Origin of the sequence: Salinispora oceanensis (assembly GCF_000383575.1) — a bacterium.
GTDB lineage: Bacteria > Actinomycetota > Actinomycetes > Mycobacteriales > Micromonosporaceae > Micromonospora > Micromonospora oceanensis.
Window position 1 is genome coordinate 3,423,288 of sequence record NZ_KB911579.1, and the last position, 14,851, is coordinate 3,438,138.

General features: G+C 68.4%; 7 protein-coding genes and 2 pseudogenes. 4 read left to right on the top strand and 5 right to left on the bottom strand.

Going from position 1 to position 14,851, the window contains the following annotated elements:
* Nucleotides 1-11 precede the first annotated feature (11 nt).
* Both SALPAC4_RS25365 and SALPAC4_RS26650 read left to right on the top strand, forming a co-directional pair.
* Nucleotides 12-6,158 carry an RHS repeat domain-containing protein gene (locus tag SALPAC4_RS25365; protein ID WP_223874766.1) on the top strand — a complete coding sequence of 2,049 codons (6,147 nt, stop codon included), beginning with the start codon at nt 12-14 and terminating at the stop codon, nt 6,156-6,158.
* Nucleotides 6,159-6,187: 29 nt separating this feature from the next.
* A complete protein-coding gene (locus tag SALPAC4_RS26650) occupies nt 6,188-6,709 on the top strand; it encodes a hypothetical protein (protein WP_223874767.1) in 522 nt (173 codons plus the stop codon).
* Nucleotides 6,710-6,970: 261 nt separating this feature from the next.
* Here SALPAC4_RS26650 and SALPAC4_RS28550 read toward each other — a convergent pair.
* A pseudogene (locus SALPAC4_RS28550) lies at nt 6,971-7,228 on the bottom strand (IS630 family transposase); the annotation flags it as partial.
* 635 nt (nt 7,229-7,863) lie between these two features.
* Here SALPAC4_RS28550 and SALPAC4_RS0116010 point away from each other — a divergent pair.
* Entirely contained in the window at nt 7,864-9,084 is a 1,221-nt protein-coding gene (locus tag SALPAC4_RS0116010; protein WP_019871177.1) for a nucleoside hydrolase, read from the top strand.
* A 164-nt stretch (nt 9,085-9,248) separates the two neighbouring features.
* On the opposite strand, the gene SALPAC4_RS0116015 is transcribed toward SALPAC4_RS0116010, so the two are convergent.
* The 4 genes and pseudogenes from SALPAC4_RS0116015 to SALPAC4_RS0116030 form a co-directional block, all read right to left on the bottom strand.
* The gene (locus SALPAC4_RS0116015; RefSeq protein WP_027644433.1) at nt 9,249-10,226 is read right to left on the bottom strand and encodes a tyrosine-type recombinase/integrase; all 978 of its coding nucleotides are present in this window, start codon (nt 10,224-10,226) and stop codon (nt 9,249-9,251) included.
* A gap of 77 nt (nt 10,227-10,303) precedes the next feature.
* A pseudogene (locus SALPAC4_RS0116020) lies at nt 10,304-11,643 on the bottom strand (DNA-processing protein DprA).
* A 19-nt stretch (nt 11,644-11,662) separates the two neighbouring features.
* On the bottom strand, nt 11,663-13,183 hold the full coding sequence (locus SALPAC4_RS0116025; RefSeq protein WP_019871180.1) for a YifB family Mg chelatase-like AAA ATPase: 1,521 nt from the start codon (nt 13,181-13,183) through the stop codon (nt 11,663-11,665).
* 15 nt (nt 13,184-13,198) lie between these two features.
* Nucleotides 13,199-13,555, bottom strand: coding sequence for a YraN family protein (locus SALPAC4_RS0116030; RefSeq protein WP_019871181.1), 357 nt, complete (start codon nt 13,553-13,555; stop codon nt 13,199-13,201).
* Nucleotides 13,556-13,870: 315 nt separating this feature from the next.
* On the opposite strand from SALPAC4_RS0116030, the gene SALPAC4_RS0116035 reads away from it, so the two are divergent.
* Nucleotides 13,871-14,821: a hypothetical protein gene (locus tag SALPAC4_RS0116035; RefSeq protein WP_027644431.1), complete on the top strand. Its 951-nt coding sequence runs from the start codon at nt 13,871-13,873 to the stop codon at nt 14,819-14,821.
* Nucleotides 14,822-14,851 lie beyond the last annotated feature (30 nt).

Sequence of the window (14,851 nt, forward strand, 5' to 3'; positions counted from 1 at the left end):
TTGGAGGGGTGATGTTCTCCCGACATCTGGCCCGGCCCGGCCGACTCAACCGCCGCATCGTGCGACCGGTCGCCTGGGCGATGGCTGGCGTTATGGGGGCCAGCCTCATCCAGGTCGCGGCGCCGCCCGTCGCGGCTGAGCCGAGCCTGAGCCGGCCCGCCACCACCGACCCGGGGAAGATCCTGCCGACGCGAGATCCGCTGCCGGTCAAGCCACGTACGGCGAACCCAGCGGTGATCGCGGCCGCCACCGAACCAGATGCAGTCACCTGGCCCGCAGCCGGGGTCGCGGACATCAAGGTACCGACCACCGCGGCGGTCAGCGCCCCCGCCAGCGCCGTCATGCGGGCCGAGACCGCCGTCGTGCCGGCCGAGACCGCTGTCATGTCCGCTGAGACCACGGACATTGGTGGACTGCCGGTTTCGGTGTCGCCGGCACCGGAGACGACCGACGCGACGCCCAAGGCGTCGGCACACCGGGACCGTGACACTGATCCCGTCCCCAGCAAGGTGCGGGTCGAGGTGCTCGACCGCGGCGCCACTAAAAAAGCGAAGGTGGACGGTCCGCTCGTCCGCGTCACTAGAAACGACGGCCGGTCCACCGACGGCACGGTCCGACTCGGCCTCGGCTACGCGGGCATCGCGGGTGCCTACGGTGGGGATTTTGGGGCACGGCTGCGGTTGGCCCAGCTACCGGAGTGCGCCCTGACCACACCCGAGCAGGCGCAGTGCGTTGCCACGCCCGTGCCCACGTCCAACGACAACGTGTCGAAGACGCTCTCCGCCGAGGTGCGTACCGGTGCGCTGGTCGCCATGGTCGCCGACGACGCCTCGTCGCAGGGCGACTACAGTGCGACGAAGCTGGCACCGTCGGCCAAGTGGTCGGTCGGCCAATCAGCGGGTGGCTTCTCCTGGACCTATCCGCTGCGTACCCCGCCGGTGCCGGGGGGTGGCGCGCCGCCGATCACGCTCGCCTACTCGTCACAGTCGACTGATGGTCGGACGGCAGCGACGAACAATCAGGGCTCGTGGATCGGTGAGGGCTTCAACTACGAACCGGGCCACATCGAGCGTCGGTACAAGCCGTGCTCGAAGGACGGGCACGAGCGGTACGCCGACCAGTGTTGGGCGTACGACAACGCGACCATCTTGCTCAACGGCCAGTCGACGGAGCTGGTCAAGTCCGGTGACACCTGGCGGTTCGCGGCCGACGACGGGTCGAAGGTCGAGCGGTTCACCGGTGCGGTCAACGGTGACAACAACGGCGAGTACTGGAAGGTCACCGCCACCGACGGCACCGAGTACTACTTCGGCCTGAACCGGCTTCCCGGCTGGACCTCCGGCAAGGAGGAGACCAAGTCGACGTGGACGATGCCGATCTACGGCGACGACAAGGGTGAGCCGTGCTACGACGAGACCTTCACCTCGGCCCACTGTGACCAGGCGTGGCGGTGGAGCCTCGACTACGTCAAAGACCGGCACGGCAACGTCAGTTCCTACTTCTACCAACAAGAGATAAATCACTACGCACGGGGTGGGCGCACTGACGTTAATGGTGTGCCGTACGTGCGCGGCGGTTGGCTCAAGCGCATCGACTATGGGCAGCGGCATGAGGCGGTCTACACGACCGATGCTCCGGCCCGGGTCCGTTTCGACACGAAGGAACGGTGCCTGCCCAGCGGGGACATCGACTGTGACCCGCAGGACCTTAACGACACCACTGCACCGCACTGGCCTGATGTGCCGTTCGACCGCAACTGTGCCGCGAACACCAAGTGCGCGCTGGACCAGATCGCCCCGAGTTTCTGGACCCGGGCCCGGCTGACCGGCATCACCACGGAGATCCGCGAGGGCGCCGACTGGGCGGCGGTGGACCACTGGAAGCTCGACCACCTCCTCACCGACAACGGTGACGGGTCCCGGACCCTCTGGCTTCACAAGATCACTCACACGGGCCTCTATGGTCCCGGCGTGGATATCGCCATGCCATCGGTGGAGCTGGGGGGTCTGCAGCTGCCCAACCGAATCGACCGTAACGGTGACCACATCGCCCCGCTGGTGCGTTTCCGACTAGCCACGGTCTGGACCGAAGCCGGCGGGCAGATCGATGTCAACTACGCCACCCCGGACTGCACCCTGTCCAACCTGCCCACCCCGGGCAACAGCACCCGCCGCTGCTATCCGGTGCGGTGGAACCCGCTCGGCAGCGGCGACCCGATTACCGACTGGTTCCACAAGTATGTCGTCGAGCAGGTCGTCGAGACCGACCGCACCGGTGGCGCCCCGGACATGGTGACCCGTTACCAGTATCTGGACGGGGCGGCGTGGCGGCACGCCGACCCGGACGGGATCACCGATCCAAAGGACCTGACCTGGAATAACTGGCGCGGCTACGGCCGGGTGGTCGTCACCTCCGGTGACGGCCAGGTTCAGACAACCAAAACGGAGTACCGCTACCTGCGGGGCATGCATGGTGACAAGGATCCGGACGGTGGTACTCGCACGGTCACCGTGACCGACTCCACCGGCGGCACCCACACCGACCACGACGAGTTCTCCGGCCACCAGGTGGAGAGCATCGTCCACGACGGCGCCGAGGTGGTGAGCAAGGAGATCGCGACTCCGTGGCGGCACAACACCGCGACGGAGACCCACAGCTGGGGCAGTAAGAAAGCCTGGTTTGTCAACACCACCCAAACCCGGAGCCTGGTCGCGCTGGCGGCCGGCGGCTGGCGGGAGACGAAGCAGACGTCGACCTTCGACACGAGCTTCGGCCGAGTGACCCAGACTGACGACGAGGGCGACATCGCGGTCACCGGCGATGAGTCGTGCAGCCGCACCACCTACGCCGACAACCCCACGCGTCAACTACACGACCTAGTTTCGCGTGTCGAGTCAGTGTCGGTGAGGTGCTCCGTCACCCCCGACCGCAGCAAGCAGGTCATCTCCGACAACAGGACCAGCTACGACGGCCAGGCGTTCGGTGAACCGCCGACGCTGGGTAACCCGACCCGGACCGAGCGGCTCAAGAGCCACGACGGCACGTCACCGACCTACATCCGCGAGTCTGAGGCAACCTTCGACGAGTACGGGCGGCAACTGACAACGGTCGACGCTCTGGGCGCGGTCACGACCACGGAGTACACCGAGACCGACGGCTTGACCACCCTTGTTAAGACGACCAATCCGCTGCAGCACACCACGACCGTCGAGTACACCCCTGCCTGGGACCTCCTCCCGGTGAGTCAGGTGGACGCGAACGGTTTGGAGACTGAGCTGGAGTACGACGGGTTGGGCCGGCTGGTCAAGGTCTGGTTGCCGGACCGTTCGGGTCTCAGCGGACTCGCACCGAGTATCCGGTTCACCTATCTGGTCCGCACCGACAAGCCGGTCGCCGTCAAGACCGAGCGGTGGCAGGTCGATGGCTCCTACCGCGTCGAGTACCAGCTGCATGACGGGCTGCTTCGGCCCCGGCAGGTGCAGTCGGAGGGTCCGGACGGTACCCGTGCGATCACTGATACTTTCTACACCGCGACTGGGCAAATCGCGAAGGAGTACGAGACCTACACCGTCGCCGGTGCACCCACCGACGTGATTTACCCGGCCGTGAACGGCGACGTGAACGGCCAGAAGATCTACGTCTACGACGGCGCGGATCGGGTCAAGGCCGAGATCTTCGCTGTCGCTGGCAACGAGAAGTGGCGCACCACGACCACCCACGGCGGTGACCGAGTATCCGTGGATCCGCCGGCCGGCGACACTCCCACCACCACTATTACGAACGCGCTGGGCAAGACAACCGAGCTACGGCAGTACAAGGGCAGCGAACCGTCGGGCGACTTCGACGCAACCACGTACGCCTACAACGAAGCTGGGCGGCTTGAAACGGTCACCGATCCGGCCGGGAACGTCTGGACGCACGAGTACGACCAACTTGGCCGGAAGAGCAGCTCGGTCGACCCGGACTCGGGTAGGTCGACGTTCATCTATGATGATCTGGACCGGATCACCAGCACCACCGACGCCCTGGACCAGACGATCAGCACCACCTACGACCAGATCGGTCGCAAGAGCGCCGTGTACCAGGGCTCGGCCGAAACCGGTGAGCTGCTGAGCAGTTGGACCTACGACCTGGAGATGCTCGGCCACATCTCGTCGGCAAGTCGGTGGGTCGAGGGGCACGAGTACGCCACCTACTACTCGATCTACGACGAGTTCTACCGCCCGGCCGGCACCTACATCTCCGTGCCGGAGCATGCCGGCGCGGAACTGGCCGGCCTCTACACCTTCGGCACCGAGTACAACTCCGACGGCACCGTCCAGTCGAGGTCCTGGTCCGACGGGGGCGGCCTGCCCTTCGAAACTGTCGTCTACACCTATGACGACCTCGAACGTGTCACGGCGATGACGGGTGACGCCGCCTACGTGACCGACGTCGACTACGCCAGTACCGGTGAGGTCCTGCAAACCGAAGCGGTGGTGGGTAGCCGGAAGGTGTGGTCGACCTACGAGTACGAGCAGGGCACCAAGCGGCTCACCCGCCAACGACTGGACCGCCTGATGGCCCCGGTCGTCGACATTGACGCCCGCTACACGTACGACCCGGCCGGCAATATTTCGCGCATCGCCAACAACCCGTCCGGCACCCGGGACACGCAGTGCTTCACCTACGACTACCTGCGCCGCATGGAGCAGGCCTGGACGTCGGCGAGCGCCGCCGAGGACCCGTGTGCGGGTGGCCCATCGGTGACTGGTGTGGGCGGTCTAGCGCCCTACCACCACGCCTACACCTTCGACGCGACTGGTAACCGCACGACCGAGACCCAGTACTCGACCAGCGGCACCCCATTGATCGAGCGCAGCTACAGCTATCCGGCCGCCGGCGAAGCGCAGCCGCACACGCTCCGGGAGATGACGGAGAAGACTCCGCAGGGCGACCGGCTGCACTCCTACGAGTACGACGCGACCGGTAACACGACGAAGCGTATGAAGACCGGTGAGGACCAGACCCTGGTCTGGGACGCCGAGGGCAACCTGGAGTCGGTCACGGACGCCGACGGGACGAAGACCAGCTTCCTCTACGACGTGGACGGTTCGCGGATGCTCCGCAAGGAGCCGGACGCGACCACGCTCTATCTGCTGGAAATGGAGATCCGGCTGGACCACCAATCCCGGTCCACGGCAGCAAGCCGCTACTACCCGCTGCCCGGTGGCAGCACCCTGGTCCGCAAGGTCGACGGTCTCCGGTATGTAGCCAACGATCACCACGGCACCGGCCAGGCGACGGTCGACGAGGCCGGCGAGATCACCCACCGACGGACGACCCCATACGGTGAAATCCGCGGCGCCGAGCCGGGGGAGTGGCCGACGGAGAAGGGCTTCGTCAACGGGACCATCGACTCCACGACCGGCCTGATCAACATCGGTGCCCGAGAGTACGACCCGGTGGCAGGCCGGTTCATCTCCGTTGACCCGATCATCGACATCAACGTTCCGCAGCAGATCAATGGGTACGCGTACGCCAACAACAACCCCACCACCTACAGCGACCCCAGTGGCCTGTACTTCGAAGAGGGTGGTGTCTACGGCGGTGGCCGTCGCGCCTACAAGTACGGTGGTAAAACCGTAATTACCGGCAAACCGCCAAGGCAGCCACAACTCCCCAAGCCGCGTCCGGCACCGTTACCCGCGCCCTCGCCGACACCCGGTAGCTCCGATTCGAAAGGCTCTACGCCCGACAAAAAAGAGAAGCCGAGTCGGCTGAAATTGGTTCTCCAGTTAGGGAAGCGATTCGTGTCAACGGCCCAATCACGCAACATCGGATGGGCCACGCGAGGGGTGGTGAAGAGTACGGGCGGGAATTGTGAATATCGGCGCGAACTATGGATATGTCAGCAGGGGTGGTTGCCGATTAAGGCCAGGGGTGGCACCATGTACGGCACGACATTCGTTACCGACGTGGCCCCTGGGGACGTTAGTAAGAAGCTCGCAACTCACGAGAAGTACCACCGTGACCATCAATGGAATAAGCATGGTTACGGGTTCCCGGTGCTATACTATGGTGCCGAGGTGATCGATGTCTGGATTGGCGGAGGCTGTAACAGATATGAGGCAGCGGCCGAAGCTGCCAGCGGTGGAGGGGGAGGTTACACCTGTTGAGAATGCGATTCACCGCTTGCCTCGCGAGTTTGCTGCTAATCTCCGGTTGTGGTGTGTTCTTGCCCAGTCATGACTATTACGCGGTCGGGGTTGCGCAGATCGGTGACCAACTCTACGTCTATGCGCCGTTGTGTGACGGTGAACGAGTGGTGGGGGTTGAGGCATACGATAATCTATTGTCCGGGCAGGAGCCCAACTATGACCCTGATTCGATGCAGTTCACCTACTGGAAGGCGCAGGATCCGACTCGCGAGTCGGTGGCGAATGGTTGGATTGCGCTTGGAGACAGTAGTGGATTCCGGACGACTGCTGTGGTGGCGGGCTCGAATATCGAGCTTCCGGAGAAATTAGGAGTCAGCCTGCAGCTTGACGTGGGGAGTCAACATGCAGTGGAGGGCGTAGTATCGGTTTCGAAGGCGCCAAGATATCCTGCCGGCGCGGACCCCCGTAGCGTCCGCTACGCGTACCGCCCCGAGCGCAATGGAGCGGATGCGCGTGATCCCAGGGAGATTCGCGATGAGTCCGGCTGCGCTGCGAACTACCCGGCATGATTAGGTCATTCAGCCAGATCTGGCGCCAGATCTCATGGGGAAGGCTGGTGAACACCAAGAGGTCGTCGTGGGATGTGGTCGAGGTGTTAGGTGGCGGCTGGGACTTCGCCTCGATCGTTTCGTGGCCACGACGTGAAGCCGGAAGATCTCTTCGTCATCGGCTCCAAGAGCTACCATCCGGACCCGTTCAAGGCTGCATGACGAGGCACTAGCTAGTGCCGTAGCCACGAACGTTTGCGGTGTTGGGGTCAGGCTGTTCGGGGTAGCTGGCTGGCCCCATCGTCGTTGTCGTTCGCTGCGGATGCGGCGCGTTCGTGGCGTTGGGCGGCCAGGGCGTCGGGGTGGCGGGCGTTGGCGTTGCGCCAGCGCAGGTACGCAGCAGCCGCGTCAGCGCGGGGTGGTTGGGGTGGTTCAGCCGGCGATGACGAAGGTGCGTAGCGGCCCGAACTGGGCCTCGATCGGGTTGGCCCAGGAGGCGTAGGTCGAGGTGAGGCAGAGCTCGACCTTGTTCCGGACCGCCCGCTCGCAGTCACGAGCAACCAGCGCGACGGCATCACGGAACCCTCGGGGTGGGCTTGGGCGCAGCAACATCCTTCCAGCCCGCCCGCGTGGGGCAAGCCATCTCGGATGTCACCGATCGGCGCAGCAGACCCACCCGATCCAGTCGAAACCGAGATAGACCCACGATACCGCCCAAATGCGGGATACTGTGACGCCTGACGGTGCTCGTGAACAGACCTCGCGTAGCTGTTGCATCCGGCTCAGGTGTCGTAAGGGTGTGCACTACCGGTATCGCTTGGTGTCGGCGGAACTTCGAGTCCACTGCGCCGGCTGAAACAAGGGGGTTCCGAGACGCAAATCTTCACACCCAGGAAGTGATGCTGATGTGGAAAATGGTACGTCCGACGAAGAGGCGCGCGTCCACGATTGCTGCCGGGGCGCTTGCCTGCACGGTGGCTGTCGGTGTCGCGGGCAGTATGCCGCACGCGCTCGCCGAGCCCACGTCGCCGTTGGCGCCGGAGAGTTCCCCGTCAGTGCAGAATGATGGTTGGGGTGCCCCCGATCGTGGCCGCTATGTCCCGTCGGTTCCCCCTTCCGTGGAGCCTCAGCATCGGGGTGATCGGCAACGTGAGCCAGTGCTTTTCTCTACCGATATGTCGATGGGGCTGACCACGGGCTCCCGTAACGGTATGTCCACCTCGGTCCCGGACATTGACGACTCGTACGCGCTCGCCCTTGCGTTGGCGCACGGGGTTGATGTGCGAGGCGTTGTGGTGACCATGGGAAACTCGATGGCTACGCCCACTGTGGTCACCGCCCAGGCGACGGTTGATGCACTCGGTGCCGATATACCCGTGGTGCAGGGGGCGGAGGTCTGGTTGCCGGTCGAGGCCCAGCAGACCACCGGCGGCGCGGATCTGACCGGCACCTGCGTCAACGATGGCGTCCGGTTCATGGCCGACCAACTGCGGGAGACCGGCGGGCTCACGATCCTGGCGATCGGTCCGTTGACTGACGTGGCGTGTCTGACCATGAACTTTCCGGAAGAGGCCTCTCTCATCTCCCGGATCGTCGCCCTCGTTGGCAGTAAGCCGACGACGGTGTTCGAGATTTTCGGCACCCCGCTGGTTGACTTCAACTACATCATGGACCCGCGTGCCGAGCAGATCCTCCTAGACGAAACGAATATTCCTTTCACGGCCATCACCTTCGACCTCTCCTCGCTGGCGCCGATCCCGATTCCGGAGTTGGAGCGGCTGGCCACCAGTACGGACCCGCTCGCGCGTTTCTACGGCGAGTCGTCGATGCCGCGCCTGGAGATGCTGAAGGAGATAGACTTCGGCCCCGCGTACCCGATTTTTGACGCCGCCGCCGCATGGCATCTGATTCGGCCGCAAGACCAGGTATGTCAGCAGGCGGGTTATCGACTGAAGACCGGATCGCCAGCGACAGCGGAGGCCGGGGAAACAGATATCTACGACTGGTTCTCGCCTGAGATCACCGAAACCCGGCAGGTCACCTCGTGCACGGCTTTCACGAGTAGGGAGGCGGCGGGCCGCTACCAGCATGCGATTCTTCAGGCCGTTGGCGGAGATGGGTGGACCGACCGGGATGTCCTTCTGAACGAGGAGGAGCCGCTGCGGACCGACGAGTGGTCCGCACCGACCACGGGACCCCTGCGGACCGACGAGTGGTCCGCACCGACCACGGGACCGCTGTGGACCGACGAGTGGTCTGCGCCGACGGACACCGGGCCGCTGTGGACCGAAGACTGGGCGCTCCCCACCGAGGAGGGGCTCCAGCAGACTGAGGAGTGGGCGCTTCCCACCGAGGAGGGCGCCACCTGGGATGAGGAGGGTGTTGTCCCGGAGTAACGGGAGCCCCGCCAAGCACGGGCTACGTCCCCACGCCGAGTGGCTGGGTACGTAGCCCGTTCGCGTCAGTGGTTGGCCGCTGCGACCGCGGGAGCGTCGTGGCGGTGCCTGCCCTGGCGCACCCCGCAGGTTCGACGGGCGAACATCGCGACGGGCCCGCCGGCTCACGCCCGGGGGTGGGCCTGCCGGTACGCGGCCCGCAGCCGCTCGACCGACACGTGGGTGTAGATCTGGGTACTGGCCAGCGAGGAGTGCCCGAGGAGTTCCTGCACCGCCCGCAGGTCCGCGCCCCCCTCCAACAGGTGGGTGGCCGCCGCGTGCCGCAGCCCGTGCGGGCTGGTCCGGGGCAGGCCCGCCGCGGTGGCGTACCGGCGGACGATCCCCCGTGCAGTGGTCGGGTTGAGCCGGCCGCCCCGCGCCCCGAGCAGCAGTGCGTTCGCTGACCGAGCGCCGACCAGCCGGGGACGGCCGTGGCGTAGCCACGCGTCGAGCGCCCGTTGCGCCGGGATTCCGTAGGGCACGCTGCGTTCCCGACCCCCTTTGCCGAACACCCGGAGCACCCGCCGGCCCGGGTCCAGGTCCGCGACGTCAAGCCCGCACGCCTCACTGACCCGGACCCCGGTCGCGTACAGCAGCTCCAGCAGCAGGTGGTCTCGCAGCCGGGCCGGGTCGGCGGTCTCTGGCGGAACGTCGTCGGTCAGCTGCTCCTGGGGTGCCGCGTGCGCCGCCTCCAACAGGGCGGCGGCCTGATCAACCGGGAGTACGGCGGGTAGCTCCCGGTGGGCGCGGGGACTGGCCAGGCCGGCGGCGATGTCGGTCGGCAGCCGGCCGTCGCGGTGCGCCCAGGTGCTGAAGGTGCGGGCCGCGGCGGCCCTTCGGGCCATTGTGGTCCGGGCGGCTCCCGTCGTGCGCTGCCGGGCCAGCCAGCTGCGGATCTGTGCCAGCGTCAGGTCGGCGGGGGTCCGGGCTCCCGCCCGTACGGCGTGGTCGAGCAGGCTGATGACATCGGCGACGTACGCCCGGACGGTGTGGGTGGAGCGGTCCTGGACCTGGGCCAGCTGGGTCGCGAAGTCGTCCGCCGCCTCGCGTAGCGGCGCGGGCAGCGCCGCGTGCCGGGCCCGGGTCGCTTCGCCTCGCTTCACCGGCGGGCCTCGCACCAGCGGGTGAGCCGGCCCGGTGGACCGATGGTGAGCTGCTTGTCGGCGTGCACCCGAACAGCCTACGGGCGCTTTGCCGGCCGCTGCGGCCCCGACGGCTCCTGCGGCGTTGACGCCTCCTGAGGCATCAACGGACCTGCCGCGTCAGCGGGGGCGAGAGCGCGTATCCGTCGCCGCGTCGGCTGACCAGGCCCAGCTCCTCAAGGAGGGCCAGCTTGCGTAGCGCTGTCCGGGCCCCGACCCCGGACCGGGCGGCGATGTCATCAACTCCGCGCACGCCCCGCCGGGGCAGCGCCTCCAGCACCATCGTGGACTCGTCGTCGAGCTGGTCTCGGACCCGCACGGGACCCCGGACCTGCGGTGCCAGGTCCCCGCCGATGCGACCCACCTCCTCGAGCACCTGCGCGGGGGAGACGACCAGCCGGGCCTCCGGGTACTGCCGAAGCAACTCGTGCGCCCCGACGGACATGGTGGAGGTGACCGGGCCGGGCACCACCATCGCCGGCCGGGCGATCGCCAGGGCCCGGTGCATCGTCTGGGTCGCTCCGCTGCGGGCGGCGGCCTCGACCAGCACGCTGCCCCGGGTCGCCGCGGCGATCACCCGGTTGCGGATCAGGAACCGGGGCCGCAGCGGATCCGCTCCCGGTATCCACTCGCTGACCAGCAGCCCGGTGTCGGCGATCCGGTCGAAGAGGGCGGTGTTGCCCGTCGGGTACGGCCTGTCCAGGCCGCAGGCGAGCACGGAGACGGTCAACCCGCCGGCGGTCAGCGCCCCCCGGTGCGCGGCGGCGTCGATTCCGAACGCCCCGCCCGACACGACCGTCCAACCCCGTTCGGCCAGTCCGTCCGCCAGCTCGGTGCCCACGTGGAGGCCGTAGCCGGTCGCGGCCCGGGCGCCCACCACCGCGACCGACCGGTCCAACGTCTCGGCCAGGGGGTGCCCGCCCCGCACCCAGAAGCAGAGCGGTGGTGCGGTCTCCCGGTCGACCCGGCGGGTCGAACCCGCCAGCACGAGGCGGTGTAGGTCGGCGACGGGCCATGGCCACTCGTCGTCGGCCGGCGTCACCAGCCGGGCGCCGAGGCGGTCGGCGCGCTCCATCGCCGCTGCGGCTACGGCCAGCGGGTCTCCGGCCGAGAGTCGGGCTGCCACGCTTTGCCGCAGGGCCTCCTCGGGGGCGCCGCCCTCCCGTAGCAGGGTCAGCGCGCCAACCGCGCCGTGCTGCTCGACCAGGTTGAAGACGGAGCGGTTACCCGGTTCGGCGATCCAGGTCAGCGCCACCCGGGCGAGGCGGTCGGCGTCGAGCGCCGCCGCGGATTGGTCACCCGTCGGGTGTCGTATCGCGGCCGGCTCCGGACTGCCCACCGGCTGGGAGCCCTCGCCGACCTCTCTCCATGCGGTCACCGTGCCGCTCCCCGGGGGTTCACAGCGCTTCCCCGGTGCGTAGGCCGATCGCCTCTCGGACGTCCTCGGCGTCGGGGCGCTGCCGACCGTCCAGGTCGGCGATCGTCCACGCCAACCGGAGGACCCGGTCGAAGCCCCGGGCCGAGAGTGATCCCCGGTCGAGTCGGGCACGGAGCTCCCGGAGGTCCGGGCCGGGCAGGCACCAGGGTGGCCGCCGCAGCACCGGCCCGGGTAGTTCGGCGTTACTTCGTTGGCCGAGGCGGGACCAGCGGTCGAGGGCCGCCGCGCGGGCTGCCGCGACCCGGGCGGCCACCACGGTTGACGGCTCGCCGCCGGCGCTCACCTGCATCAGCTCGGCGGCGCGTACCGGCCGCACGGTCACCTGGATGTCGACCCGGTCGAGGAGTGGACCGGAGAGGCGGCCGAGGTAGCGGCGTCGGGCGAGTGGGGTGCAGTCGCAGGAGATGTCCCCGGCCGGCTTGGCGCAGGGGCAGGGGTTGGCGGCCAGGACGAGCTGCACCCGGGCCGGGTATTCGGCGGTGCCTCGGGAGCGGGCCAACCGGACCCGGCCGTGCTCGAGTGGCTGCCGGAGGGCGTCGAGAGCGCGCCGATCGAATTCGGGAGCTTCGTCGAGCAGTAGTACGCCCCGGTGGGCCAGGGATACCGCGCCGGGGCGGGCGAGGCCGGAGCCCCCACCGACCAACGCCGAGACCGTGGCGGTGTGGTGCGGCGCCTGGAACGGTGGTCGTCGGATCAACTGCCCACCGGAGGGCATCAGGCCGGCGATCGAGTGCAGCGAGGTCACCTCCATCGCGGCGTCGTCGGGCAGTTCGGGCAGGACGGACGGGAGCCGTTCGGCGAGCATGGTCTTGCCGGCGCCGGGTGGGCCGAAAAGGGCGAGGTGGTGGCCGCCGGCGGCGGCGATCTCCAGGGCGCGCCGGCCCAGACTCTGGCCGGCGATGTCGGCCAGGTCGAGGGTGGGGGTGGGGTCTGCCGGGGTGGCCTGGGGCGGCTGCGGCAGGGGGATGCCGTCGGTGAGGAAGGCAGCCAACTGGCGGAGGCTGCGGACGGGGTGGACCTGGATGCTGGGGATCATGCCCGCCTCGGTGGCGTTGTCGAGGGGAACGACCACTCGGTGGTGGCCGGCGCGGGCCGCCGCGGCGACCATGGGCAGGGCACCGCGGACGGGGCGGACGGTGCCGTCCAGGCCCAGCTCGCCGAGGAGCACCACCTGATCCAGCGGGGCCAGCGGTAGCTGCCCGGCGCTGCCCAGCACCGCTACCGCGATCGCGAGGTCGAGGCTGGAGCCGTGTTTGGGCAGGGTGGCGGGGAGCAGGTTGATGGTGATCCGGCGGTTGGGCCAGGCCCGACCGGAGTTGACCACCGCGGCCCGGACGCGGTCACGCGCTTCGTGTAGGGCGGTGTCCGGTAGGCCGGTGATCGCCACGGTGGGTAGACCGGGGGCGAGGTCGGCTTCGACCTGCAGCACATGCCCGGTGACCCCGACCAGGCCGACGCAGCGGACCCGGGCGTAGCTCATCGGTGCGCTCTCATCTCAGAAGGCCCCTTTCAGGTGCTCGACGCGGGGCGGGCCACCGGTGAGGCGGATGGAGAGCACGTCGAAGCGCACCTCGTCGGCCCGGGTGCCGGTCTCGGCGAGCCAGCGGGCGGCGAGGAGACGTAGCCGGCGGGCCTTGGTGCCGGTCACGGCCGCGGTGGGGGTGCCGAAGGCGTCGGTGCGCCGGGTTTTGACCTCGCAGATAGCGAGGACCGGGCCGTCCCAGGCGATGATGTCGATCTCGCCGTGCGGGCAGCGCCAGTTGCGGGCCACCGGCTGTAGCCCCGCCGTGATCAGGTGTCGGAGGGCGCAGCGTTCTCCGTATGCGCCCACCGACTGGTTGTGTTTGCTCATACCCGGCACGGTGCCCGGGCGGCTCCGGGTTGTGGTCCCGGCGGGGCGTGCCTGTGGACGACGAAGGCGCCTGTGGACGTACGGACGATCAAGCTCTCGCCGTGTTAAGGGCGATGATCAGGGTCCCGTGTTGCTGAGGGCATCCGCCGGGCTGAGGGCGACGATCATGCTCTCGCCGGGTCAAGGAGGTCGCCTTCGGCGGTGATCGTGGCCTACACCAGGGTTGGAACGGACCACCTCACCAAATACGGAGAGTGACAGCCGGATGACCAAAGATTGGTGAGTTGGCGCAGGCTGGGGCCGGCCACCCGGCGAATGGCGTCCGGGCAGTCGGTCGCATACGGTGCCGACGTGGACGGACGACGGAGTTTCACTGAAGATCAGGAGTCGCGTTGGTACCACGACGACCGGGAGCGGGGTTATCAGGAGCCGACGTGGCGGGGTGAGAGCCGCTACAGCGAGGGGGACCCCCGGGGCCTCGAGCAAGGCGGCGGGAAGAGCCGGTACGGGGACCTGGGCGACGGGCGGGGAGGGCTCGGCAGCCCGGAGGACTCCGGTGCGTTTCGGATCAGCGAGGACGACTCCGGACGTTTCAACGCCACGGGCGCGTACGGGGACGCCCGGTCCGAGACTGAGGGCTACCGGGCGAGCCGCTCGCGGCGGGCTGCCGATCCGGAGAACACCGGCGACACCGCTACTGACCGGCCGGGGCGGCGCTCGCGGGAGGCACGTGACCAGCTCTCGGCCTCCAGCGCGGACGCCTTCGGTGGGGCCGGCCCGGTCGCGGAGCCGGGGCGGCCGGGCGCGCTGGGTGGGTATCCGATCGTGGAGCCGAACCGCCCCGCCGACGAGGCGATGAACCCGTTGGAGCAGCCGACCGGAGCGATGCCGCCGGTCGGGCCGCGCGGTGATCTGGCGCCCGCGGCGACGCCGGCGCCCGCGGCGACGCCGGCTCCCCCGGCGAGCGACGGTGTCTATCGGACGCGCCGCCCGGCGCTGGCGGTCATCTTCGCTGTCCTGGTGCTGGCCTTCGAGGTGCCGGCGCTGCGGGTGCTGCTGGACGGGATGACCGGGGAGCTGGCGGTGGCGAACGTGCTGGCCGGGATGTTCCTCGTCAGCGGGGTGCCGATCTTCGCCATCGGCCTGTACGGGCTGCGGGCCGGTGGGTTGTCGTTGCCGGATGGTCGCGGTTGGCTGCGTCCGCCGACAGCCCATCTCACCGCCGGCCTGGTGCTCTTCGTGGCGGCGGCACTCGCGGTCGGCTGAGCCGCTGGTCGGGCTGGCCGCTGGCTGGCC